The following is a 22,403-nucleotide window of genomic DNA, read 5'->3' on the forward strand; positions in this document are numbered from 1 at the left end:
AGAGCCCGCATGTCCATCTTCACGAAGCTGATCACCCTCTTCCGCGGCACCGCGCACGAAGCCGGCGCCGCCGTGGTCGACGCCAACGCCCTGCGCATCCTGGACCAGGAAATCCGCGACGCCGACAACGCCCTCGGCCGCGCCCGCGACGACCTGGCGACGCTGGTCGCCAAGCGGCGCATGCTTGAGAAGGAACTGCAGAACCTGAAGGACCAGTCGGTCCGCTACGAGGGTTCGGCACGCGCCGCGCTCAGCAAGGGCGACGAGACCCTGGCGCTGGAAGTCGCCACGCGGATCTCCGAGCTGGAATCCGAGATCGACCTGAAGACGCCCCAGCTGGCCGACATGCGCAACGCCGAGGAGCGCATGCACCAGACCATCGCCACGACCCAGCAGCGCGTCGAGAACCTGCGCCGCGAGATCGACGTGGTGAAGGTCAACGACAGCGTCCAGAAGGCCCAGGCCGCGGTGGCGTCCCAGGGCGCGGGCGCCGCGTCCCGCCTGGGCTCGGCCGCCGACAGCCTCAAGCGCATCAAGGAGCGCCAGGCGATCGCCGAGGAGAAGTTCAAGGCCGCCGGCGAGCTGGAAGACCGCCGCACCGGCGCCGACCTCGACGCCAAGCTGAAGGCGGCCGGCATCCTGCCCGGCCACGCGTCGGCCAACGACGTGCTGGCCCGCCTGAAGGCGCCCAAGGAAGAGCCCCTGCAACTGGAGGCCCCGCGCCTTCAGATCGAGGCTCAGCCCGTGCCGGCGGATCGCAAGAACGAGGCGTAGTCTCCTCTCCCCACGCGCCGCCTCCGGCGCGACGAGAGGGAGACGGTCGGGAGAGCGCGGCGCGGACCCCTCGCCTGGCGATGAGGTGATCGCCGCCCGGACGCTGGAAGCTCCCAGCCAGCCTCTCTTCATCCTCCCCCTCTCCGCTTCGCGGGGGAGAGGAAGCGCAGGAGCGCACCATGGAACGCATCCAAACCACCGAACGCCCGGGCTGGGACGAGAAGGCCGAGGCGCTGGGCTTCACCTGGCGCCATCTGGACGGCGCCCGGTACTGGGATGAGCGGGCCTACTACCAGTTCACGCTCTCCGAGGTGGACGACGGCATCGAGGAGCCGGCGCGCGAGCTGCACCAGATGTGCCTGTCGCTGGTGGACGAGGTGGTCCGCAGCGAGGAGCTGATGGGCAAGCTGGCGATCCCGCCGGACTCGCGCGACGACGTGGCCGACAGCTGGGCGATGAAGCAGCCATCGCTCTATGGCCGCTTCGACTTCGCCTACGACGGCGAGGGACCGGCCAAGCTGTTCGAGTACAACGCCGACACGCCCACCAGCATCTACGAGACCGGCACGTTCCAGTGGGTGTGGCTGGAGGACATGATCGCCTCGGGCGCCCTGCCGCCGGAGGCCGACCAGTTCAACAGCCTGCACGAGAAGCTTGAGCGACGGTTCAAGGCGATCTTCCCGGGCGGCGGCTTCGTCCACTTCACCAGCGATCCCGACTCGATCGAGGATCGCCAGACGGTGAAGTACCTTGAGGACATCGCCGCCCAGGCGGGGCTCGAGCCCAAGTTCGTCCCCATCGAGAGCATCGGGCTGGACGCTGACGGCCGGTTCGTGGACGAGGACAACTACATCGTCCAGGCGATCTTCAAGCTGTACCCGTGGGAGGAGATGTTCCGCGAGGACTACGCCGGCAAGATCGCCGGCTCCCGCACCCAGTTCATCGAACCGGCCTGGAAGGCGATCCTGTCGAACAAGGGCCTGCTGCCGCTGCTGTGGGAGCGCCATGCGGGGCACCCCAACCTGTTGCCGGCCTTCTTCGAGGACGACCCGAGGATCGCCGAACTGGGCAATTCATATGTGAGGAAGCCGCTGTTCAGCCGGGAAGGCGCGAACATCGAGCTGGTCGACGAAGGCCGCCGCGCGACGGTGCTGGACCAGGGCTACGGCGAGGAAGGCCACATCCGCCAGGCGCTGCACACGATCACCGCCTTCGACGGAAACTACCCGGTGATCGGCGCGTGGATCGTGGGCGACGAGCCGGCTGGCGTCGGGATCCGCGAGGACCGGAGCCGCGTGACCAAGAACCTGTCGCGGTTCGTGCCGCACGTGATCCTGGGCTGATTTCAGCGCGGTCCGTGAGCGACCGCCGGCTCGTCCAGAAAACCCCGCCGTCGCCAATGCGTCAGCCGGGCGATGATCGGCGACGCGCGGGGAATGACCCGTGCGGGCTTCGAACACGTCATCCTAGAGGACGGTGAACAGAGCCAGGGTCGCTGGGACGATGAAGATCACGGTCACGGCCAAGCCCAGGATCGCATCATGCAGGCGGGTCGGGGCGGCCGTGGGGTGGCAGCAGTCGGTGGTCATCGGGGTTCTCCTGGGGAGCGGAGGTTTCGGATGACCGGACTAGACGTCGAACGCTGCACGGCGACAAAGGAGAAGTGCGCAGTTCAGGTGATCTGAAGTCACTCGAAGCGCTGCAGGCCGTCGGCGTCGGCCTGGGCGATGAGCCAGTTGCGGAACTTGCGGATGTCGGGTCGATCCGCCTTTTCGGGCAGGGTCAGGATCCACTGGCTGAAGGGGCTGAGCAGCTCGACGTCGAAGGGCTTCACCAGCCGCCCGGTGGCCAGTTCGTCGAGCACGAGGGCCCGCTCGCCCAGCGCCACGCCACGCCCGGCGATGGCCGCCTCGATGGCCAGGTAGACGTTCGAGAACTGCTGGCCGCCGCGCCAGTCCACCTCGGGCGCCCCGGCCAGCGCCAGCCAGTCGCCCCAGTGCGGCTCGCCCTGGGCCAGGTAGACGTCGGCCAGCAGTTGGGCGTTCGCCAGGTCGTGCGGGGAATCCAGCCGGGTCTGCTCCAGCAGGCGCGGGCTGCACACCGGGAACATGAACAGCGACACCAGCTTGCGCGCGTGGAAGCCTGGAAAGGGACCCCGGCCAAAGCGGATCGCCACATCGTAGCGCTCGCGCACGAGATCGACCGCCTGATCCGACGCCGAAACCAGCACCTGGATATCGGGATGGCGCTCGTTGAACAGGTGGAGCCGCGGCACCAGCCAGCGGGCGGCGAACGAGTGCATGGCGGTGACGGCCAACACGCCCTGCCGCTCGGCGCGCACCTCGGCGACGGCCTCCTCGATCCGGCTGAGCCCCTGGCGGACGCCGGTGGCCAGCCGCCGGCCGGTCTCGGTCAGGCGGACGGCGCGGTTGAAGCGCTCGAACAGCCGCACGGCCAGTTCGGTCTCCAGCGCCTTGATCTGCCGGCTGACCGCGCCGGGGGTGATCGCCAGTTCCTCGGCGGCCTGCAGGAAACTCTCGTGCCGCGCGGCCGCCTCGAACACCCGCAGCGCGGTGAGCGGCAGACGGCTCATTTCACGAACAGGTGCTTCGACGGGCAGAGGTCGGCGACCGGGCACTCGCCGCACTTGGGCTTCCGCGCCACGCAGACATAGCGGCCGTGCAGGATCAGCCAGTGGTGCGCGCGGGTCAGGGCCGGCTCGGGAACGATGGCCATCAGGTCGGCCTCGACCTTGTCGGGCGTCTTGCCGGTGGAGAGGCCCAGGCGGTGGCTGACGCGGAAGACGTGGGTGTCGACGGCGATGGCAGGCTCGATGCGCAGCTCGTTCAGCACCACCGAGGCGGTCTTGCGGCCGACGCCGGGCAGGGCCTGGAGCTGCTCGCGCACCAGCGGCACCTCGCCGCCGTGGCTCTCGATCAGGATCTCGGCCATCCGGATCACGTTCTTGGCCTTCATGTTGTAGAGGCCGATCGAGCTGATGAAGGACTTCAGCCCGTCCTCGCCCAGCGCCAGCATCTTCTGCGGCGTGTCGGCGACCTTGAAGAGCCTGGCGGTGGCCTTGTTGACTGATACGTCGGTAGCCTGCGCCGACAGCGCCACGGCGACCACCAGCTCATAGGGGCTGGCGTAATCCAGCTCGGTGCGAGGGTCGCTCTCCTGGCTCTCGAACCGCTCGAACAGCTCGGCGATCCGCGCCTGCTCGGCGGGCTTGAGCTTTTTCCTGGGGGCGGGCTTGGCCATGGCGCGAAGATGCTGTGCGTCTGGGCGCGGGTTCAAGCGCCGTGCGGCGGTAGCGCCCCCTCCACCACTTCGTGGTCCCCCTCCCCCATTGGCATGGGGGAGGAACGAGAGCGGAACGGTCGGCCACAGTTCCTCACCCGCTCGCGGGGGAGGGGGACCGCGAAGCGGTGGAGGGGGCGCTGGGTTACCCGCGATCCACGGCGAACGGCCCGAAGGCCTGCTGGACCGGCATCAGCTCCAGCGTGTTGACGTTGATGTGGGCCGGCAGCTTCAGCACGCTCTCGCAGACCAGGGCGACGTCGTCGGCGCTCATGGCGTGGACGCCCTTGTAGACGTTGTCGGCCTTCTCCTGGTCGCCGGCGAAGCGGACCACCGAGAACTCGGTCTCGGCCATGCCGGGTTCGATGGAGGTCACCCGCACCTTCGTGCCGATGAGGTCGGCGCGCAGGTTCAGCGAGAACTGGCGTACGAACGCCTTGGTGGCGCCGTACACATTGCCGCCCGGGTAGGGATAGCTCGCCGCCACCGACGAGAGGTTCAGCACGTCGCCGCGGTTGCGGGCCACCATGCCGGGGAGGACCGCGCGGGTGATGCGCACCAGCCCGGTGACGTTGGTGGCGATCATCGTCTCCCAGTCGCTGAGCGAGGCCTCGTGGGCCTTGCCCAGGCCCAGGGCGAGGCCCGCGTTGTTATAGAGGATGTCGATGGCCTCGAAGGCGGACGGCAGGCTGGGCAGCAGGGCGGCGATGGACGCCTCGGAGGTGACGTCCAGCTCGCGGGTCAGCAGGCGCTCCGTCGCCAGCGCCTTCGCCAGGTTCTCCAACCGCTCGGTGCGGCGGCCGGTCGCGATCACATGGCCGCCAGCGGCCAGCAGCCGGCGAGCCATCGCCTCGCCAAACCCCGAGGTCGCGCCCGTCACGAGGGCGATCCGGCCCTCCGCCCAGTTGTCCGCCATCATCCGACCTTCGCCACTGAATCCACGATCGCCATCGCCGCCTCCCGCCCGATCAGCCGTTCGACGATCCAGGCCGCGAGGTCCTGGGTGGCCAGACAGCCGCCGCCCGTGGCGAGGTTGCCGTGAACCACGAAGGGACGCCGCTCGGTCCGGACGCCCATGGCCTCAAGCTCGGCGAAGACGCTGGGATAGGTGGTTGCGCTGAGGCCGTCCAGCAGGCGCAGCGCCGCCAGGATCAGGACGCCGGAGTCGATGGCCGCGATCAGCTGCCGCGAGGGGTCCAGCCGGAGCGCGCCCAGGAACGCCGGGTCCTTGATCTTCACGCGGCTGCCGGGGCCGCTGACGATGAAGACGGCGTCGGCGTCAGCCGCCCAACCCAGCGGCTCGTGGCGGTCGATGGCCAGACCCGAGTACGAGGTGATGCGCGGCGCGTCGGCGCAAATGCGCACGTCCCATTCGCCCGCATAGGCGGCGTAGGTCGGGTCCTTGACGCGGTAGAACAGGTCCCAGGGCATGAAGAGGTCCACGTCGGTGAACCCCTCGAACGCCACCATTGCGATCTTCATGCGCATCCCTCCAGCCCGGTCCCGATCGGACGCCCGATGTGGGGCAGGGGGCGTGCGCGGCGCAGAGCCAGTTCGCAGCCTGTGGACTTGGCGGCGGAGAGGGTCTTAACGTCCGCCCGCATGACGCACGGCGCGCTCTACATGGATGCGGAGATCAAGCCGAACCGCTCGCTGTCGGAGCGGGGCTTCATCATCCTGATCTCGGTCATCACCGCGGCGAACGTGGCGTCGGCCGCTGTGTTCGTGCGCATGGGCGCCCACTGGGTCCTGCCGTTCCTGGGTATCGACGTGCTGGCGATCGTTGTGGCGTTCATCGCCAGCTACCGGTCAGGCCGGATCATCGAGCGGATCCAGGTCAGCCCCGGCGCGGTGCGCGTCACCTGGGAGGGCCCCCGCGACAGCCGCGTCGTCTGGGAGAGCCCCACCGCCTTCACGCGCATCACCGTCGAAAAGGACGAGGAAGACCGGGTCATGGCGCTGCATCTGGCGCTGTCGGGCCGCGAGACCCCGGTGGCCGCGGCCCTGAGCCCCGGCGAGCGGGGTGAGTTCGCCAAGGCCCTGGAAGACGCCATCTGGCGCGCCCGCCGTCACCGAGACTGATCGACGCCCATTGAAAGTCGTTTAGTCCTAAGCTACATATAGTTTAGTGCTAAACGGAGTGGTGCGATGCCGACACGCCGAACGATCCTGGAAGTCCTGATGGGGGGCGGCGCCCTGGCCGCCGCAGGCTGCGCCTCCAGCGGGGGGCCCGATCCTGCCGCGGCCTGGCGCAATCCTGGCGCGGGCGAGCGCGATCCGCGCCGCTGGGCGCTGGCGCATGCGATCCTCGCGCCCAATCCGCACAATCGCCAGCCCTGGCTGGTCGACCTGCCCGGGACGGACGAAATCGTCTTCTATGCCGACACCACCCGCCTGCTGCCGGCCACCGATCCGCCGAACCGCCAGATCACCCTCGGCTGCGGCGCGTTCCTCGAGCTTCTCGACCTGGCGGCGCGCGAACGCGGCCTGCGGGCCGATATCACGCTCTGGCCCCAGGGCGAGCCGCAGCCGGTCCTGGACGCGCGGCCCGTGGCGCACGTGCGCCTGGTCGCCGACGGCGCAGTGCAGCCCGATCCGCTTTTCCGCCAGATCACCGCCCGGCACACCAGTCGCGAGCCCTACGATCTCGCGTCGCCGCCCGCCGCGAATGACCTCGCCCGCGTGGTCGCGGCGGCCCCGTCACCCCTCACCGCCGCGGCGGTCACCGACAAGACCGGGGTCGAACGCCTCATCGACATCGGCTCGCGCGGCTTCGCCCGCGAGATGACCACCGCCGCCGCGGCGCAGGAATCGGCGCGGCTCACCCGCATCGGGCCCGCTGAGATCGCCCGCCACCGGGATGGCATCGCGCTCAAGGGGCCGTTCCTGGAGGGCATGGCGGCGATCGGCCTGCTGACGCGCGAGACGATGGGCGACCCGACATCGTTCGCCACCCGCAGCGCCATCGACATGTTCGGCAAGACCATCGCCGCGACCCCCGCCTTCGTGTGGCTGAAGGGGCCCGACAACAGCCGCGCGACTCAGATCGCGAGCGGCCGGGCCTATGCGCGGATGCACTTGACGGCGACCGCGCTGGGCCTGTCGATGCAGCCTTGGAGCATGACGCTGCAGGAGTTCCCCGAGATGGCCGAGCTGTATCGCGAGACCCAGGCCGCCCTGGGCGCGAGCCCGCAGGCGCCGCTGCAGATGCTGGTCCGGATCGGCAAGGCCAAGCCCGTGGAGCCCGCGCCGCGTCGGGGCCTCGCCCAGCACATCCGGGCATGACGCCGCCGAACGACCCCACGGCCTTCGTCTTCTTCAACGAGGTCGCGATCATCGAGCATCTGTCGCGAACCGCCGCCGAGCGCGTGTTGCCGGAGGGCCTGTCGCTGGCCGGATTCACGGTGCTGAACCACATGGTCCGGCTGGGTCACGAGCGGCGGGCCCCGGCGCAGATCGCCAACGCGGTCCAGGTCACCAAGGGCGCCATGACCGGCACGTTGAAGCGGCTGGAGGCCGGCGGCTGGATCCGTGTCGACCCCGATCCCGATGACGGACGCGGCAAGACCGTGACGGTTACCCCAGCAGGCAAAGCGGTGCGCGAGGCGGCCATCGCCAACCTGGGCCCGTTGTTCGGAGACCTGCTCCGCGAGGTGGACCTGGAGATGCTCGCCGCCGTGCTGCCGACCTTGCAGCATGTGCGCCGGGTGCTGGATGCGGCGCGGGATTAGGCGCCGACGGCGATCTTCAACGCCTCCAGGCGGCGATCGTCGGCGGGGTGGGTCGACATCACTTCCGGAGGCTTCGCCGCGTCGTCGGCGCGCGCGATCATCCGCTCCCAGAAGCGGATCGCCGCCGCCGGGTCCTTACCGGCCTTGCGCATGAGATCGACGCCCACGCGGTCGGCCTCCAGTTCGTGCTTGCGGGAGTAGGGCAGGATCACGCCCAGGGTGGCGCCAACCCCCAGCGCGGCGCCGATCTCGTCGGTCCACTCGCCCGCCTCCTGGGCGATCAGCATCTGGGCGACGGCGACGCCGGCCTTCACCGCGACCTCCTGGCTCATCCGCTCGGCCGAATGTCGGGCGATCACATGGCCCACCTCGTGACCCAGGACCGAGGCCACCTCGTCGTCGCTGCCGGCCAGCTCCAGCAGGCCGCGGAAGAACCCCACCTTGCCGTTCGGCAGGACGAAGGCGTTGAGTTCGGGGCTGTCCAGGACCTTGAACGACCAGTCGAGATCGTCCCGCCCCGCCGCCTTCACCAGCGGCGCGCCGATCCGGGCCAGCCGGGCGTGGGCCGCGGGATCGGCCACGGGCGGGACCTTGGCCACCACCTCGTTCCACGTCTGGTCGGCGAAGCTCACCAGCTGGGCGTCGTCCACCAACACCAGTTGGCGCCGCCCTGTCGCGGCGTTCTCGCTGCAGCCCGCGAGGCCGGCCGCGCCCAGCGCCGCCATGAACCCCCGCCGGGAAAAGCAGCGCCCGCACATCAGAGGATGAACTTCGACAGGTCGGCGTTCTTCGACAGCTCGCCGATGCGGCTTTCCACATAGGCCGCGTCGACCGTGATGGTCTCGCCTGTGCGGTCCGCAGCGGTGAAGCTGATGTCCTCCATCACCCGCTCGAGCACGGTCTGCAGCCGGCGCGCGCCGATGTTTTCCACGGCGCCGTTCACGGCCACGGCGGCGTCGGCCAGGGCGTCGTAGGCGTCCTCTGTGAAGGCGAGCGTCACGCCCTCGGTGGCCAGCAGGGCCTGGTGCTGGCGGATCAGGTTGGCCTCGGGCTCGACCAGGATGCGCCGCAGGTCGCTGCGGGTCAGCGCCTTCAGCTCCACCCGGATCGGGAGGCGGCCCTGCAGTTCGGGCAGCAGGTCGGACGGCTTGGCCACGTGGAACGCGCCCGAGGCGATGAACAGGATGTGGTCGGTCTTCACCGGGCCATGCTTGGTCGAGACGGTGGTGCCCTCGATCAGCGGCAGCAGGTCGCGCTGCACGCCCTCCCGGGAAACGTCGGCGCCCGCCCGATCCTGGCGGCTGGCCACCTTGTCGATCTCGTCCAGGAAGACGATACCCTCGTTCTCAGCCAACGCCAGAGCCTCGGTGGTCAGCGCCTCCTGGTCGACCAGCTTGTCGCTTTCCTCGGCGATCAGCGGGGCCCAGGCCCCGGAGACGGTGGTCTTGTGGGTCTTGGTGCGCCCGCCGAACGCCTTGCCCAGCATGTCGCCGAGGTTGAGCATGCCCATGTTGGGCTGGCCCGGGATGTCCATCATGGGCAGCGACGGCGCGCTCTCGGCGAGCTGCAGCTCGACCTCCTTGTCGTCCAGCTCGCCTGCGCGCAGCTTCTTGCGGAAGCTCTCGCGGGCGGCAGTGGAGCCAGGGCCGGTGAGGGCGTCCAGGATGCGCTCCTCGGCGGCGGCTTCGGCGCGGGCGCGCACGCCGGCGCGGCGCTTGTCGCGGACCATGGCGATGGCGCTCTCGACCAGGTCGCGGACGATCTGGTCCACGTCACGGCCGACGTAGCCGACCTCGGTGAACTTGGTGGCCTCGACCTTCAGGAAGGGCGCCTGGGCCAGCTTGGCCAGCCGGCGCGCAATCTCGGTCTTCCCGACGCCGGTGGGGCCGATCATCAGGATGTTCTTGGGCGTCACCTCGTCGCGCAGGTCATCAGGCACGCGGCGGCGACGCCAGCGGTTGCGCAGGGCCACGGCGACCGCCTTCTTGGCCTCGTTCTGGCCGACGATGTAGCGGTCGAGTTCGGAGACGATCTCGCGGGGGGAAAATTCGGTCATGTACCCAGTCAGATAGTCACGAGGCGGGGGCTGCGACAGGCGGCGTCTTCAGGGGCGGCGCGGGCAGCAGCACGTCGTAGAGCAACCGCCAGCCCGCCTTGTCGTCGCGCCAGACGCGGACGTAGTGCGCGCGCTGCGCCGAGCCGTCCTGCGCCGTCCACGCCGCGGCGCCGTAGGTCCAGGCCAGGTCGCCGGCGCTGGAGGCCGAGCCGCCCAGCGGCGAGAACGCGATGGATGCGGCGCGCGTGGCCAGCTCGGTCTCGATCTCGGCGCGGTTGGCGGGCGGTTTGGCGCGGGAGCCCACGATCCGGCCGTCCTCGGCGACGACGGCCAGGTAGGCGGCCTTCACGTCGGTCTTCGCCGCGTCGTGCAGCGCCCGCTCGGCGGCGGCGACCTCGGCCATCGCCTTGGCGGGCGAGCCGGCCCGGCGGGTCGAGAGTTTGGCGTAGGCGGTGGGCGAGTCCTTGGGCGCGGCGCCGGTCGTGTCGCTGGGCGGGCCGCCGTCGTAGAGCCACTTCCACGAGCCATCCGGCTGCTTGCCCCAGACGGTGAAGTAGTAGCCGCGCGGCTGTCCGTCGAAGGTGTAGGGCCCGGTGGTGAAACCCAGGTCGCCCGAGCGCGCGATCCCCGCCCAGAGCGGCCACCACACGAGGGGCTTGCCCTTGGGCCGCGGCTCGCCGAACGCCGCCCTGGCCAGGATCGGCTCTGGGCCGAAGACGATGCCGTCGGGCGCCGAATGCTTGAAGAAGCTGGCCTGCACGCCCAGCTCGAGCCCGTCCGCCGCGAAGGCCCGCTCGGCGGCGACCACAGGGGCGGGCGTGATCTCGGCGGCGAGCGCCGGGGAGGCGAGGAGAGCAAGGCTCAGTGCGACCGCAACGCCCCCTCCACCCCTTCGGGGTCCCCCTCCCCCGCAAGCGGGTGAGGAACTAGGAGCGATCGATCCGCTCGAGTTCCTCCCCCATGCAATGGGGGAGGGGGACCCCGAAGGGGTGGAGGGGGCGCTGGAACGCTCAGAGCACCTCAACCGTCAGGCTCCCATTGGTGTAGACGCAGATGTCGGCGGCGATCGCCATGGCCTTGCGGGCGACCTCCTCGGCGTCCAGGCCCTCGACGTCCACCAGGGCCCGGGCGGCGGCCAGCGCATAGTTGCCGCCCGAGCCGATGGCGGCCACGCCGTGTTCGGGCTCCAGCACGTCGCCGACCCCGGTGACGGTGAGAATCTGATCCTTGTCGGCCACGATCAGCATGGCCTCCAGGCGGCGCAGGTAACGATCCGTGCGCCAGTCCTTCGCAAGATCGACGCAGGCGCGCGCCAGCTGCTCGGGATACTGCTCCAGCTTGGCCTCCAGCCGCTCGATGAGCGTGAAGGCGTCGGCGGTGGAGCCCGCGAAGCCCGCGATCACCCGGCCGCCGGCCAACGTGCGCACCTTCTTCGCCGTGCCTTTGACGATGGTGGGGCCCATGGAGACCTGGCCGTCGCCGGCCACGACGGTCTTGCCGCCCTTGCGCACCGCCAGGATCGTGGTGCCGTGCCAGTCTGGAAAGCTTGAGTTATCTGCCATCCGGGCCGATGTGAGGACACTGCCCGGTGAGGTCAAGTGCCCGCCCCTGCGAGGTCTTTGCGCAAATGAGCTTCACGGATGACGAGATCGAACGCTACGCGCGGCACCTCGTGCTGCGCGAGGTGGGCGGTCCGGGCCAGCAGAAGCTCAAGGCCGCCAGCGTGCTGATCGTGGGCGCGGGCGGGCTGGGCGCTCCGGCGGCGCTGTACCTGGCGGCCGCGGGCGTCGGCACGATCCTCCTGGCCGATCCTGACGAGGTGGATGTCTCGAACCTGCAGCGGCAGGTGATCTACCAGTCCGACGACCTGGGGCGGCCCAAGGTGGAGGCCGCCGCCGACCGGCTCCACGCGCTGAACCCGCATGTGTTCGTGGCGGGCTTCAACGGCGCGTTCAGCGCCGGGACGGCCGACGAGCTGGTCGAGGGCGTCGACCTGGTCCTGGACGGCACCGACGACTTCGGCGTGCGGTTCTGCGTGAACGAGGCCTGCGTGCGCCACGGCAAGACCCTGGTGTCGGGCGCCATCGGCCGCTGGACGGGGCAGGTGGGCGTGTTCGGCCGGAAGCCCTGCTACCGCTGCCTTGTGCCCGAGATCCCGCCCGACGCGGAGACCTGCACCGCCGTGGGCGTGGTGGGCGCGCTGGCGGGCGTGGTCGGCTCGATGATGGCCCTGGAGGCCGTGAAACTGATCACCGGCGCCGGCGAGCCGCTGGCCGGGCGGCTGCTGATCTACGACGCCCTCTCCGCCGAGACCCGGACGGTGCGCGTGGCTGGCGATCCGGAGTGTCCGGTGTGCGGGAGCGCCCACTAGATACTCACATCCGCGCGCGGCGCAGGGCGTCGACTGGCGACACCTAGATGTACTTCCCCACCCACCCGGTCATCTGGGTGAGGATCGTCTTCCAGGTCTCGTCTGACCAGTTGCGGTGGCCTTCGCCCTTGATCTCGAGGTGTTCGCAGGTCTTGCCGGCGGCCTTGAGGGCCTTGGCCATCAGGCGCGACTGGCGGGGGTCGACGATGGTGTCTTCGGTCCCGTGGATCAGCAGCACCGGCGCGGTGATCTCGGCGGCGCGGCGGGCGGGCGAGGCGCGCACCAGCAGGTCCTGGTCGGTCTTGGGGTGGCCCATCGAGCCGCACCAGTAAGCGTAGGCCGGGCTGTCCGCGCCGTCCTCGCGCCGGGAGAAAGCCAGCGCCTCGATCAGGTCGGCGTCGCCGGCGATCGAGACCACAGCCTTGTACATCGACGGCTGGCGCACGGCGCCCATCAGCGCCGCATAGCCGCCGTAGCTGGCCCCGCAGATCGCCAGCCGCTTCGGATCGGCGCGGCCCGAGGCGATGACCTGGGCCACCGCGTCCTCGACGTCGTCCTGCATGCGGTCGGCCCACTGGCGGCGGCCCAGCTCGGCGAACGCCTTGCCGTAGCCGCCCGAGCCGCGGAAGTTGGGTTGCAGGACCAGCCAACCCCGGGCCGCCAGCGCCTGCACCGTGACGTCGTAGTCCAGGTAGTCGCGGATCTCAGGCCCGCCGTGCGGCAACACCACCATCGGGCGCGGACCCTTGGCGACGCCGATCGGCGTGGTCAGGTAGCTGGTGATCTCGGCGCCGTCGCGGGTCTTGACCCGGATGGCCTCGGTGCTCGCCAGGCGTTCCGGCCGCAGCCAGGGCTTGGCGTGGCCCACGTACTCCAGCGCCCGCGTCTGGCGGTCATAGACCTGGAACGACCCCGGCTCCGTTGGCCCGCTGACCTTGAGCAGCAGGCGCTTGTGGTCGAGATCGATGTCGTAGAGCTCGACGTTGCAGCTGTCCTTGAGCGCCCTGTTGATCGCCCGGAAATGCGCGCCCAGCGACGGGTCGTTGAACTGGTAGTTCAGCCGGTCGTCCCAGTAGGCGCCGCCTACGTAGCGCAGGCTCTCGTCCACGAAGGCGGTCTGCAGGTCGCGGCCGGGCCGCTCGGCGATCACCTCGCCGAAGTCGAGGCTGGCTATGTCGAAGGTGCGGATGACGCTGGTGTCCTTGCCGTCCATCCGCTGGCAGACCAGGAACACGCCGGCCTTCTGGGTGGGCGCCACGACGTCGAAATCCGGCAGCTTCTTCATCTCGTTGAGCCGCGACTTGCGGATCAGCTTCCACTCGGTCTCGCCTGGCGCGCGGCCATAGACCCAGCCGATGGTGCCGCGGGCGTTGGCGTCCATCCGCAGCATCGGCACGCCGCCCTGGGTGAGCCACGACTGGGTCGCGACCCCGCCCTGTTCCATCAGCGTCGCCTCGCCCGTGTAGACGTCGACCTTGTAGAGCCCGTAGCTGCCGCGGCTGTCGTTCCAGGCCTGCATCAGGATCGCGCGCGGGTCGTCCTTGAGGAAGTCGACGACGTGGCTGGTGTCGAAGCCCTGCTTCAGCAGGCCCTTGGCGCCCGCGAACATGATCACCGAGTCCTGGCCTTTGAGATCGACCGAGATCACGCGGCGCACGGGGATCGGCACGAAGGTGTTGTAGAACCAGACCCCGTAGGGCGCGCCCTTCTCGTCGCGGTAGAAGGTGATCCAGATCAGCAGGCGCTCGTCGTTGGCCCACTCGATCTGGCGCACGTCCTGCTCGCCGATCAGTGCGATCGCCGGCTGGGCCGCGAGATCCGACATCTTCGATAGCGCCACATAGGCGGTGGTCTTGCCGTCCTTCACCTGGGTCCGCAGGATCGCCAGCTGTTCGCCGTCGGGCGAGATGGCCGCGTCGTGGACGTGGGGCGCCTGGAGCAGCTCGTCGATGCTGGGGGGCGTAGGTTCGGCGCCCTGCGCGCGCGCCGCCGCCGACGCCAGCGCGGGCGCGGCGGCTCCGACGGCGATCATCGAACGGCGGGTCAGCATAAGGCGGCGGGAAGCCCCGTAACTCGGTTACGGAATAGTCTCTGGCAGCGGGCGAACGTCAATCTGTCGGAGCCTGAGGCGCGACGAACGGCGCGCCGTCAGAGCATCTGCGGCAGGACGCGGTCGGGCGGGCGGTGGCCGTCCATCCAGGTCTTGATGTTGATGATCACCTTCTCGCCCATGTCGACGCGCGCTTCGACCGTGGCCGAGCCCATGTGCGGCAGCAGCACAGCCTGGGGCAGCTTGAGCAGCTTGGGATTGATCCGCGGCTCCTGTTCGAAGACGTCGAGGCCGCAGCCCGCGATCTTGCCCTCGGCCAGCAGGTCGGCCAGCGCCTGTTCGTCGATGATGGAGCCGCGGGCGGTGTTGATCACCACGGCGTGGGGCTGCAGCAGTCTGAGCCGACGGGCGGACAACAGGTGGTAGCTGGAGGGCGTGGCCGGCGTATGCACCGAGACGATGTCCACCCGGGCCAGCATCTGGTCCAGGCTGTCCCAGTACGTCGCCTCGAGCTCGTCCGAGACCACGTGGCTGACGGGCTTGCGGTTGTGGTAGTGGATCTGCAGGCCGAACGCCTTGGCGCGGCGCGCCACCGAGGCGCCGATCCGGCCCATTCCGATGATCCCCAGCCGCTTTCCCGTGATCCGGCGGCCCAGCATCCAGGTGGGCGCCCAGCCGGTGAACTCGCCCGACTGCACGGCGTTGGCGCCCTCGATCACCCGCCGCAGCGTCGCCATGATCAGGGTCATGGTCAGGTCGGCGGTGTCCTCGGTCAGCACGCCCGGCGTGTTGGTGACGATGATGCCCCTGGCGTTGGCGGCGGCCACGTCGATGTGATCCACGCCCGCGCCGAAGTTGGCGATCAGCTTGAGCCGCTCGCCGGCCTTCTCGATCAGGCCGGCGTCGATCTTGTCGGTGATCGTGGACGACAGAACGTCGCAGCGCCCGACCGCATCGATGAGGTTCTTTCGGCTCATCGGCTCGTCGGAGATGTTGAGTTCGGTGTCGAAAAGCTCCCGCATCCGGGTCTCGACCGGATCCGGCAGTTTGCGGGTGACGATGACTTTCGGCTTGCGGGTCGGCATGTGCCTACGGGAAAAAGGTCGGGCGACGTCCGCCTCGATCTGAGGGGCGCGGCGCGCTGAATTGCGGAACCCTTAGCAGGGGGGCCACGCACGGCCAAGGCGAGGCGACGGGTTGAGTACCTCTAGGGCAAGGGCGCTGACGAGCGGGGTGCTGGCCGCGATGATCCTCGCGGGGCCCGCCGCGACCCAGGCGGCCGACCGGCCGACACCATCCGGCTATGCGGTGCCGCGCTATGTGACGCTGAAGTTCGGCAAGGTGAACGCCCGCGCCGGCCCCGGCGACGACCATCGCCTGCTGTGGGTCTATCGCACCAAGGGCCTGCCGGTGCAGGTGGTGGCCGAGACCAGCGAGTGGCGGCGTGTGTGCGATCCCGAAGGCGGGTTGGCCTGGGTGCACAAGCGCGTGACCGACGGCCGGCGCGCGGTGATCAACCTTCAGAACCGTCCCGCGCCCCTCTACCGGAAGCCCAAGGCGGGGGCGGAAGCTGCGGCGTTCCTCAACGTCCGGGCGATGGCCGCTCTGGACCGCTGCGAGAAGGGCTGGTGCAAGGTCAAGGCCGACGGCGCCTCGGGCTGGTCCCGCCAGGGCGCCCTCTGGGGAACCGCCGACCCGCCGCAGTGCCGGTGACGCGACCGCTCCCGATTCCCAAAGAAATTGGGTTTTAGTTCAAAGACTTGAGCGCGCTCTCTTTGCCGAGCCGGCGGCCGCTTTTGCGGAACGCGCTCGGGCGTGCTAGGCCCGCCCCCTCTGTCGGACCGCAGGACAATCGTTGATGACCGCCTTCCAGCCCAAGGGCCAGTACAGCTACGAGGAACTGCTCGCCAGCGGGCGCGGAGAGCTGTTCGGCCCGGGCAACGCCCAGCTGCCGGCGCCTCCGATGCTGATGTTCGACCGCATCACCACGATCAACGCGGACGGCGGCCCCCACGGCAAGGGTTACGTCGAGGCCGAGCTGGATATCCATCCCGACCTCTGGTTCTTCGCCTGCCACTTCATCAACGACCCGGTGATGCCGGGCTGCCTGGGCCTGGACGCCATGTGGCAGCTGGTCGGCTTCTTCCTGGGCTGGAACGGCGCGCCGGGCCGCGGTCGCGCCCTGGGATCGGGCGAGGTCCGGTTCTTCGGCGAGGTGACGCCTGACATCAAGAAGGTCACCTACAAGATCGAGATGAAGCGCGTGATCCTGCGTCGACTGGTTATGGGGATCGGCGACGGGGTTCTCCTCGCCGACGGAAAGCCCATCTATGAGGCCAAGGACCTTCGCGTGGGCCTCTTCAAGCCCAGCGAACGGGTCTGATTGGAGGAGACGGACTGATGCGCCGCGTCGTCGTGACCGGGATGGGCATTGTCTCGTCCATCGGCAACAACACCAATGAGGTCCTGGCTTCCCTGCGCGAGGCGAAGTCGGGCGTGACCGCCGCGCCCGAGTACGCCGACCTGGGTTTCCGCTGCCAGGTGCATGCGCCGCCGCGCATCGACTGGGAGGCGATGGTCGACCGTCGCGCCGCCCGGTTCCTGGCCCAGGGCACTGGCTTCAGCCACATCGCCATGGAACAGGCGATCGCGGACTCGGGCCTGGAAGAGGCCGAAGTCTCCCACGAGCGCACAGGCCTGATCGTGGGCTCGGGCGGCCCGTCCACCCGCTCGATCATCGAGGCGGCCGAGACCGCGAAGACCCGCGGCCCCAAGCGCGTGGGTCCGTTCGCGGTGCCCAAGGCGATGAGCTCGGGCCCGTCGGCCACCCTGGCCACCTGGTTCAAGATCCGCGGCCTGAACTTCTCGATCAGCTCGGCCTGCGCCACCTCCACCCACTGCATCGGCTCGGCCTACGAGCAGATCCTGATGGGCAAGCAGGACGTGGTGTTCGCCGGCGGCACGGAAGAGCTGGATTGGACGCTGTCGGTGCTGTTCGACGCGATGGGCGCCATGGCGTCGAAGTTCAACGACCGGCCGGAGGTCGCCAGCCGCGCTTATGACGCCGATCGCGACGGCTTCGTGATCGCCGGCGGCGCCGGGATCGTCGTGCTGGAAGAGTACGAACGCGCCAAGGCGCGCGGGGCCAAGATCTACGGTGAGATCGTGGGTTACGCCGCCAACTCGGACGGCTTCGACATGGTGGCCCCGTCGGGCGAGGGCGCCGCGCGCTGCATGCGCCTGGCCAACCCCGACAACCGCACGATCGACTACCTGAACCCGCACGGCACCGGCACCCCGGTGGGCGACGTGAAGGAGATGGAGGCGGTCCGGGCCGTGTTCGGCGACAAGGCCCCGCTGATCTCGTCGACCAAGTCGCTGACCGGCCACAGCCTGGGCGCCGCTGGCGCGCAGGAGGCGATCTACTCGCTGCTCATGCTGAACAACGGCTTCGCAGCCGAGAGCGCCCACATCGAGAACCTGGACCCGGCGTTCGCCGACATGCCGATCGTCCGACAGCGCATCGACAAACCGCTGGAAACGGTGATGAGCAACAGCTTCGGATTCGGCGGCACGAACGGCTGCCTGGTGATGGCGCGGGCCTAGTGGCGGGGGAGATCCCGCGGCCGCCCGACAAGCCGCAGGACTACGAGTGCTGCAAGCGCGGCTGCTGCCCGTGCATCTTCGACTACTACTACGACGCCCTCGAGCGCTGGGAACAGCGCGTCGAGGCGCTGGGGCACGATCCAAAGGAAGTGCTGAAGCGCTTTCCCTCCCCCTAGCCGGAAGCATGCTGGCCGCTGGCGCAGCCTCTCCCGCCCCATTAAGGGAGGGAAACGAACGAGGGAGAACCACGACGTGGCCGACGATTATCAGATGCCGACCGGGACCCTGATGAAGGGCAAGAAGGGCGTCATCACCGGGGTCGCCAACCACCAGTCCATCGCCTGGGGCATCGCCAGCCAGCTAGCCGCCCAGGGCGCCGAGCTCGCCTTCCTGCACCTGCCGGGGATGGAGCGGCGCGTGACGCCGCTGGCCGAGAGCGTGAACGCGAAGCTGATCGCGCCCGCCGACGTCACCGACGACGCGGCCATGGACGAGGCCTTCGGCAAGGTGGCCGACACCTTCGGCCAGATCGACTTCTTCCTCCACGCCATCGCCTTCGCCAACAAGGACGAGCTGAAGGGCAGCTTTGTCGACAACACCACCCGCGAGGGCTTCCTGCGGGCGATGAACATCTCGGCGTTCAGCTTCGTCGACTGCGCCCGGCGGGCGGCGGCCCTGATGCCCGAGACCGGCGGCTCGATCGTGACTCTCACCTACATGGGCTCGGAGCGGGCGATCCCGAACTACAACACGATGGGCGTGGCCAAGGCCGCGCTGGAGGCCGCCACCCGCTATGCGGCGCGCGACCTGGGGCCGAAGGGCATCCGCGTGAACGCGCTGTCGCCGGGGGCCATGAAGACGCTGTCGCTGGCGGGCATCTCTGGCGGTCGTGGCATGCTGGCCAAGGGCCGCTCGCTGTCGGCCATGAAGGAAGACACGTCGATGGAAGGCGTCGCCGGCGCGGCGCTTTGGCTGCTGTCCGACCTGGGCAGGTCGACCACCGGCGAAGTCGTCCACGTCGATGCCGGCTTCCACATCATGGGCTTCTCCGACGACGAAGAGAGCGAAGCCTAGGGCGACCGGAACCACCCGAAGCGGGGGAGGCTCGTCTAGGGCGCGTAGGCTCGCATGAAGCGCGTGGCGGCTTCCAACGCGACGCGCTCGATCTCGGCGTCGGTCAGGTCGACCGGCTGGCCCAACAGGGCCGCGGTCTGGAACCGGCCCAGCACCATGCCCCCGAAGAACTCCGCCGCCTCCAGCGGGTCGGGACACGACAGGCGCCCGGCCGCGTTCTCCAGGCGCAGGAAGTCGGCCAGGCTGCGGCGGCTGGCCCTGGGGCCGGCCTCGTAGATGGCGTGGGCCACGTCCGGCATGGTCGTGGAGGCCAGCATCGCCATCCGGTAGATCGCCATGCCGCGGGCGTTGAGCACCGCGTTCAGCAGGATGCGCCCATAGGCGGCCAGCGTCTCCTCCGGCGCCTCCACCGCTCCCGGGGCAGCCAGCACCTCGCCAATCTCGTGGGCCCGACGTTCCGACATCGCGCGCGCCAGTTCGGCCTTCCCGCCATAGTGATTGTAGATCGTCTGCTTCGAGACCCCGGCGCGCCGCGCGATCTCCTCCAGCGAAGCGCTCAAGCCGCGCTCGGCCATCACCTCGATCGCAGCGTCGAGGATCGCCTCGTTCTTCGAGACGTCGATCTGGCCCGCCACGCGCGGCATCAGTGGCCCCCGCCCTGTTGCTTGGCCGGGTCGATCGACACCGGCTTCACGAAGAAGGCCAGCCCTACCGCGAACCAGCAGCCCATCGCCAGCGCGGCGAACGCGTCCCCGAAGCTCAACACCGAGGCCTGACGGCGCATCATCAGGCTCATGGCCTTGGCCGCCATGCCGTCGGGGTCGGGCGCGCCGCTGGCGCCCATCATCTGGGTAAGCCCGTCCATCAGGCCGGCGCTGGCGGCGTTGTCCATCGAGGCGGCGCTGGCGAGGTCCATGTAGTGGACCGCGCCCTGGTGGCTGAGGATGGTGCTCAGCACCGCCAGACCGATCGCCCCGGCCACGTTGCGCACCAGGTTTATCAGGCCCGAGGCGTCCTTCATCATCGTGACCGGCAGCGAGGCGACGCTCATCTGCTGGGCGGCGATCATGGCCACCATGGTGCCAAGGCCGCGGGCGACCTGCAGGAGGAAGAACTCGGCGAAGCCCCACTGGTCCGTGACCCGCACGCCCTGCTGGATTCCCCACGCGGCAAGCGAGAACCCCATGATCATCGCGACGCGCGGATCCATGAGACGCACCAGCCGCCCCGCGATGGGGGCCGAGAGGAACATGGTGGCGCCGGTGACCAGCATGGTGTTGCCCACCTCGGCCGACGAGAAGCCACGCACCTGTCCCAGGAAGATCGGCATCAGGAAGGTGCCGCCGAACAGGCTGACCCCCGTCACGAAGGTCATGACGATGCCCAGCGAGAAGTTGCGGTCGCGGAACGGCGCCAGCGAGACGATCGGCTGCCAGTAGACGAGCTGGCGCCAGATGAAGGCGACGCCTGTCAGCGCGGCGGTGACGGTCAGCCAGAGGATGACCGGATCGTCGAACCAGCCTTCGGAGTTCCCCTCCTCCAGGCAGTACTGCATCGACAGCAGGAACACCGCCATCAGGCCCAGCCCCCACCAGTCGATGCCCCTGGAAAGGCTGGGGTCGCCCTTGTCGAAGTTGGCGTAGCGGCCGACCAGGAAGATCACCAGCGCGCCCACCGGTATGTTGATGAAGAACAGCCAGCGCCAGCTGAGGAGGTCGGTCAGGTGGCCGCCCAGCGTCGGGCCAATGGTCGACGACAGCGTGACGATCAGGCCCACGATCACGTTGGCCGTCACCCGGCGCTCGGGCGGGAAGACGGTCATGGCGGTGGCGAAGACCGGCGGGATCATAGCCCCGGCGAACAGGCCCTGCAGGGCCCGGAAGAAGATCATCGCCGTCACCGACGACGAGAGCCCGACCGCCGCCGAGGTGAAGATGAACCCGACCACCGCGACCACGTAGAACGACCGCGTGCCCCACATCTTGGTCAGATAGGCGGTCAGGGGCATGACCACGACTTCGGCCAGCAGGTAGATGGTCTGAACCCAGCTGATCTCGTCGGCCGTGGCGCCGATCCCCGACTGGATCTGGACCAGCGAGCTGGCCACGATCTGGATGTCGAGCATGGCCATGAACTGGCCGATGACCATCCCGCCGAAGCCCAGGAACACCTTGACCCAATCGACGGTGCTGCCGTCGGCGCCCAGCATCGCGGGCGCGTCGGGCGTTCGCGCCCGCGTGGTTTCGGGATGAAGAACCGCGTCGGTCACGGGACTACTGCGCCGCGCCCCGGCGTGCGTACTGCGCGGGGGCCGCGGTCGCGCCCGCCTCGGCGAACGAGGGGCCGGTGTCGCGGGTCACGTCCACCTTCACCTTCAGGGACAGCCCCGGTCGCAGGCCGCCGGCCAGCTTCTGGTCCTTGTCGATGGCGATGCGCACCGGCAAGCGCTGGGTGATCTTGGTGAAGTTGCCGACGGCGTTCTCCACCGGGATCAGCGCGAACTCGGCGCCCGTGGCCGGCGCGAAGCTGGCCACGTGACCCCTGATCGACTCCTTGCCGAAGGCGTCGGCGTGGATCTCCACCGGCTGGCCGATGCGCAGGCGCGAGACCTGGGTCTCTTTGAAATTGGCCACCACGTAGGCGTCGGCCAGGGGCACGATGCTCATCAGGGCCCCGCCCGGCCGCACGTACTGGCCCACGCGCACGGCGCGCGCGCCGACGACGCCGGCGACCGGAGCGCGGATCTCGGTCCGGGAGAGGTCGATGCGGGTCTGTTCGGCGGCGGCGCGGGCGGCGGCGGCTTGGGCCAGGCTCTGCTCCCGGGCCGAGCCCAGCGACTGGGCGGCCCGGCGCTCGGCCTCCAGGGCCGCGCGGGCCTGGGAGACGCCAGCCTGGGCCTGCTCCTGGGCGTTGCGGGCGGTCTGCGCGCGCTGCGGCGACACCCAGCCCTGCTGGGCCAGCGCGCCATAGCGCTTCAGCTCGCCGTCGGCCCAGCTGGCCTGGGCGTGGGCGCTCTCCACGGCCGCCGCCCGTTGGGCGATCATCGCCTGTTCGAGGCGCGCCTTGTCGTCCACGGCCGAGACCGCGGCCTCGAGGGCCTGGGCGTTCGCCTCGGCCTGGGCCAGGCGGGCCTTGAGCGTGGCCGGGTCGATGCGCACCAGGACCTGGCCAGGGCGGACGGCCTGGTTGTCGTCGACCAGCACCTCGGCGACGTAACCGTCGACCAGCGGCGCCACTGTCACCTTGTCGGCGCCGACGAAGGCGTTGTCCGTGGTCTCGTACCTCTGGCGATCGATCCACCACATGCCGCCGCCCACGGCGACGGCCACAGCGGCCACGCCGCCCGCCGCGATCGGAACCAGACGGCCCTTCGGAATACCGGCCATGAATGCCCCACTCGGGAAAATTGGACGCCACCGTCCATCGACAAACCCGAAATAG

The 22,403-nt window shown here is 69.6% G+C and carries 25 protein-coding genes; 11 read left to right on the forward strand and 14 right to left on the reverse strand.

Translation table 11 applies throughout. The features are described from left to right. Positions 1-9: 9 nt before the first annotated feature. Together EPN98_RS04730 and EPN98_RS04735 are read left to right on the forward strand one after the other, a co-directional pair. A complete protein-coding gene (locus EPN98_RS04730; RefSeq protein WP_293361027.1) occupies positions 10-774 on the forward strand; it encodes a PspA/IM30 family protein in 765 nt (254 codons plus the stop codon). A gap of 179 nt (positions 775-953) precedes the next feature. Next, the gene (locus EPN98_RS04735; RefSeq protein ID WP_293361029.1) at positions 954-2,117 is read left to right on the forward strand and encodes a glutathionylspermidine synthase family protein; all 1,164 of its coding nucleotides are present in this window, start codon (positions 954-956) and stop codon (positions 2,115-2,117) included. A 123-nt stretch (positions 2,118-2,240) separates the two neighbouring features. Here the strand turns inward: EPN98_RS04735 and EPN98_RS04740 are convergent, their stop codons facing one another. The 5 genes from EPN98_RS04740 to EPN98_RS04760 form a co-directional block, all read right to left on the reverse strand. Further along, positions 2,241-2,363 (reverse strand): hypothetical protein, encoded by a 123-nt coding sequence (locus tag EPN98_RS04740; protein ID WP_293361031.1) that lies wholly within the window; start codon positions 2,361-2,363, stop codon positions 2,241-2,243. Between the two features lie 98 nt (positions 2,364-2,461). After that, entirely contained in the window at positions 2,462-3,367 is a 906-nt protein-coding gene (gene gcvA / locus EPN98_RS04745) for a transcriptional regulator GcvA (protein WP_293361033.1), read from the reverse strand. After that, positions 3,364-4,035 carry an endonuclease III gene (nth, locus tag EPN98_RS04750; RefSeq protein WP_293361035.1) on the reverse strand — a complete coding sequence of 224 codons (672 nt, stop codon included), beginning with the start codon at positions 4,033-4,035 and terminating at the stop codon, positions 3,364-3,366. The genes gcvA and nth overlap by 4 nt, the downstream gene beginning before the upstream one ends. A 184-nt stretch (positions 4,036-4,219) precedes the next feature. After that, on the reverse strand, positions 4,220-4,990 hold the full coding sequence (locus EPN98_RS04755; RefSeq protein WP_293361037.1) for an SDR family NAD(P)-dependent oxidoreductase: 771 nt from the start codon (positions 4,988-4,990) through the stop codon (positions 4,220-4,222). Further along, complete coding sequence (locus tag EPN98_RS04760) at positions 4,990-5,556, reverse strand: DJ-1/PfpI family protein (protein ID WP_293361039.1); 567 nt, start codon at positions 5,554-5,556, stop codon at positions 4,990-4,992. Before EPN98_RS04760 ends, EPN98_RS04755 begins: the two co-directional genes overlap by 1 nt. 120 nt (positions 5,557-5,676) lie before the next feature. Here EPN98_RS04760 and EPN98_RS04765 point away from each other — a divergent pair, with 120 nt between their 5' ends. The 3 genes from EPN98_RS04765 (at position 5,677) to EPN98_RS04775 (ending at position 7,805) form a co-directional block, all read left to right on the forward strand. After that, complete coding sequence (locus tag EPN98_RS04765) at positions 5,677-6,156, forward strand: DUF2244 domain-containing protein (RefSeq protein WP_293361041.1); 480 nt, start codon at positions 5,677-5,679, stop codon at positions 6,154-6,156. A gap of 66 nt (positions 6,157-6,222) precedes the next feature. Continuing rightward, a complete protein-coding gene (locus tag EPN98_RS04770; protein WP_293361043.1) occupies positions 6,223-7,359 on the forward strand; it encodes a hypothetical protein in 1,137 nt (378 codons plus the stop codon). After that, complete coding sequence (locus tag EPN98_RS04775) at positions 7,356-7,805, forward strand: MarR family transcriptional regulator (RefSeq protein WP_293361045.1); 450 nt, start codon at positions 7,356-7,358, stop codon at positions 7,803-7,805. The genes EPN98_RS04770 and EPN98_RS04775 overlap by 4 nt, the downstream gene beginning before the upstream one ends. Here EPN98_RS04775 and EPN98_RS04780 read toward each other — a convergent pair. The 4 genes from EPN98_RS04780 to hslV form a co-directional block, all read right to left on the reverse strand. Continuing rightward, positions 7,802-8,530 carry a M48 family metallopeptidase gene (locus EPN98_RS04780; protein WP_293361047.1) on the reverse strand — a complete coding sequence of 243 codons (729 nt, stop codon included), beginning with the start codon at positions 8,528-8,530 and terminating at the stop codon, positions 7,802-7,804. The genes EPN98_RS04775 and EPN98_RS04780 overlap by 4 nt on opposite strands. Before the next feature lie 32 nt (positions 8,531-8,562). Further along, the gene (gene hslU / locus EPN98_RS04785) at positions 8,563-9,861 is read right to left on the reverse strand and encodes an ATP-dependent protease ATPase subunit HslU (protein ID WP_293361049.1); all 1,299 of its coding nucleotides are present in this window, start codon (positions 9,859-9,861) and stop codon (positions 8,563-8,565) included. 16 nt (positions 9,862-9,877) lie between these two features. Further along, positions 9,878-10,669, reverse strand: coding sequence for a DUF4440 domain-containing protein (locus tag EPN98_RS04790; RefSeq protein ID WP_293361051.1), 792 nt, complete (start codon positions 10,667-10,669; stop codon positions 9,878-9,880). Between the two features lie 202 nt (positions 10,670-10,871). Beyond that, positions 10,872-11,423 carry an ATP-dependent protease subunit HslV gene (gene hslV / locus EPN98_RS04795; RefSeq protein ID WP_293361053.1) on the reverse strand — a complete coding sequence of 184 codons (552 nt, stop codon included), beginning with the start codon at positions 11,421-11,423 and terminating at the stop codon, positions 10,872-10,874. Positions 11,424-11,488: 65 nt separating this feature from the next. On the opposite strand from hslV, the gene moeB reads away from it, so the two are divergent. Further along, the gene (moeB, locus tag EPN98_RS04800) at positions 11,489-12,232 is read left to right on the forward strand and encodes a molybdopterin-synthase adenylyltransferase MoeB (RefSeq protein WP_293361055.1); all 744 of its coding nucleotides are present in this window, start codon (positions 11,489-11,491) and stop codon (positions 12,230-12,232) included. Positions 12,233-12,275: 43 nt separating this feature from the next. Here the strand turns inward: moeB and EPN98_RS04805 are convergent, their stop codons facing one another. Then, a complete protein-coding gene (locus EPN98_RS04805) occupies positions 12,276-14,282 on the reverse strand; it encodes a S9 family peptidase (protein ID WP_293361057.1) in 2,007 nt (668 codons plus the stop codon). 98 nt (positions 14,283-14,380) lie between these two features. Next, positions 14,381-15,367 carry a D-glycerate dehydrogenase gene (locus EPN98_RS04810; protein WP_293361059.1) on the reverse strand — a complete coding sequence of 329 codons (987 nt, stop codon included), beginning with the start codon at positions 15,365-15,367 and terminating at the stop codon, positions 14,381-14,383. 160 nt (positions 15,368-15,527) lie between these two features. On the opposite strand from EPN98_RS04810, the gene EPN98_RS04815 reads away from it, so the two are divergent. The 5 genes from EPN98_RS04815 to EPN98_RS04835 all read left to right on the forward strand — a co-directional run bounded on the left by EPN98_RS04815 (position 15,528) and on the right by EPN98_RS04835 (position 18,962). After that, positions 15,528-15,995, forward strand: a complete 468-nt coding sequence (locus EPN98_RS04815; RefSeq protein WP_293361216.1) for an SH3 domain-containing protein — start codon at positions 15,528-15,530, stop codon at positions 15,993-15,995. 145 nt (positions 15,996-16,140) lie between these two features. Further along, positions 16,141-16,665, forward strand: coding sequence for a 3-hydroxyacyl-[acyl-carrier-protein] dehydratase FabA (gene fabA / locus EPN98_RS04820; RefSeq protein ID WP_293361061.1), 525 nt, complete (start codon positions 16,141-16,143; stop codon positions 16,663-16,665). Positions 16,666-16,682: 17 nt separating this feature from the next. Next, the gene (gene fabB / locus EPN98_RS04825) at positions 16,683-17,888 is read left to right on the forward strand and encodes a beta-ketoacyl-ACP synthase I (RefSeq protein WP_293361063.1); all 1,206 of its coding nucleotides are present in this window, start codon (positions 16,683-16,685) and stop codon (positions 17,886-17,888) included. Beyond that, positions 17,888-18,064 carry an oxidoreductase-like domain-containing protein gene (locus EPN98_RS04830; RefSeq protein ID WP_293361065.1) on the forward strand — a complete coding sequence of 59 codons (177 nt, stop codon included), beginning with the start codon at positions 17,888-17,890 and terminating at the stop codon, positions 18,062-18,064. The genes fabB and EPN98_RS04830 overlap by 1 nt, the downstream gene beginning before the upstream one ends. A 76-nt stretch (positions 18,065-18,140) precedes the next feature. Next, complete coding sequence (locus EPN98_RS04835) at positions 18,141-18,962, forward strand: enoyl-ACP reductase (protein ID WP_293361067.1); 822 nt, start codon at positions 18,141-18,143, stop codon at positions 18,960-18,962. 35 nt (positions 18,963-18,997) lie between these two features. On the opposite strand, the gene EPN98_RS04840 is transcribed toward EPN98_RS04835, so the two are convergent. The 3 genes from EPN98_RS04840 to EPN98_RS04850 are packed head-to-tail and all read right to left on the reverse strand — an operon-like array spanning position 18,998 to position 22,348. After that, a complete protein-coding gene (locus EPN98_RS04840; protein ID WP_293361069.1) occupies positions 18,998-19,606 on the reverse strand; it encodes a TetR/AcrR family transcriptional regulator in 609 nt (202 codons plus the stop codon). Then, a complete protein-coding gene (locus tag EPN98_RS04845) occupies positions 19,606-21,231 on the reverse strand; it encodes a DHA2 family efflux MFS transporter permease subunit (protein ID WP_293361071.1) in 1,626 nt (541 codons plus the stop codon). The genes EPN98_RS04840 and EPN98_RS04845 overlap by 1 nt, the downstream gene beginning before the upstream one ends. Before the next feature lie 4 nt (positions 21,232-21,235). After that, on the reverse strand, positions 21,236-22,348 hold the full coding sequence (locus EPN98_RS04850) for an HlyD family secretion protein (RefSeq protein WP_293361073.1): 1,113 nt from the start codon (positions 22,346-22,348) through the stop codon (positions 21,236-21,238). Positions 22,349-22,403: the final 55 nt, after the last annotated feature.

This window comes from Phenylobacterium sp. (assembly GCF_004299445.1).
GTDB lineage: Bacteria > Pseudomonadota > Alphaproteobacteria > Caulobacterales > Caulobacteraceae > Phenylobacterium.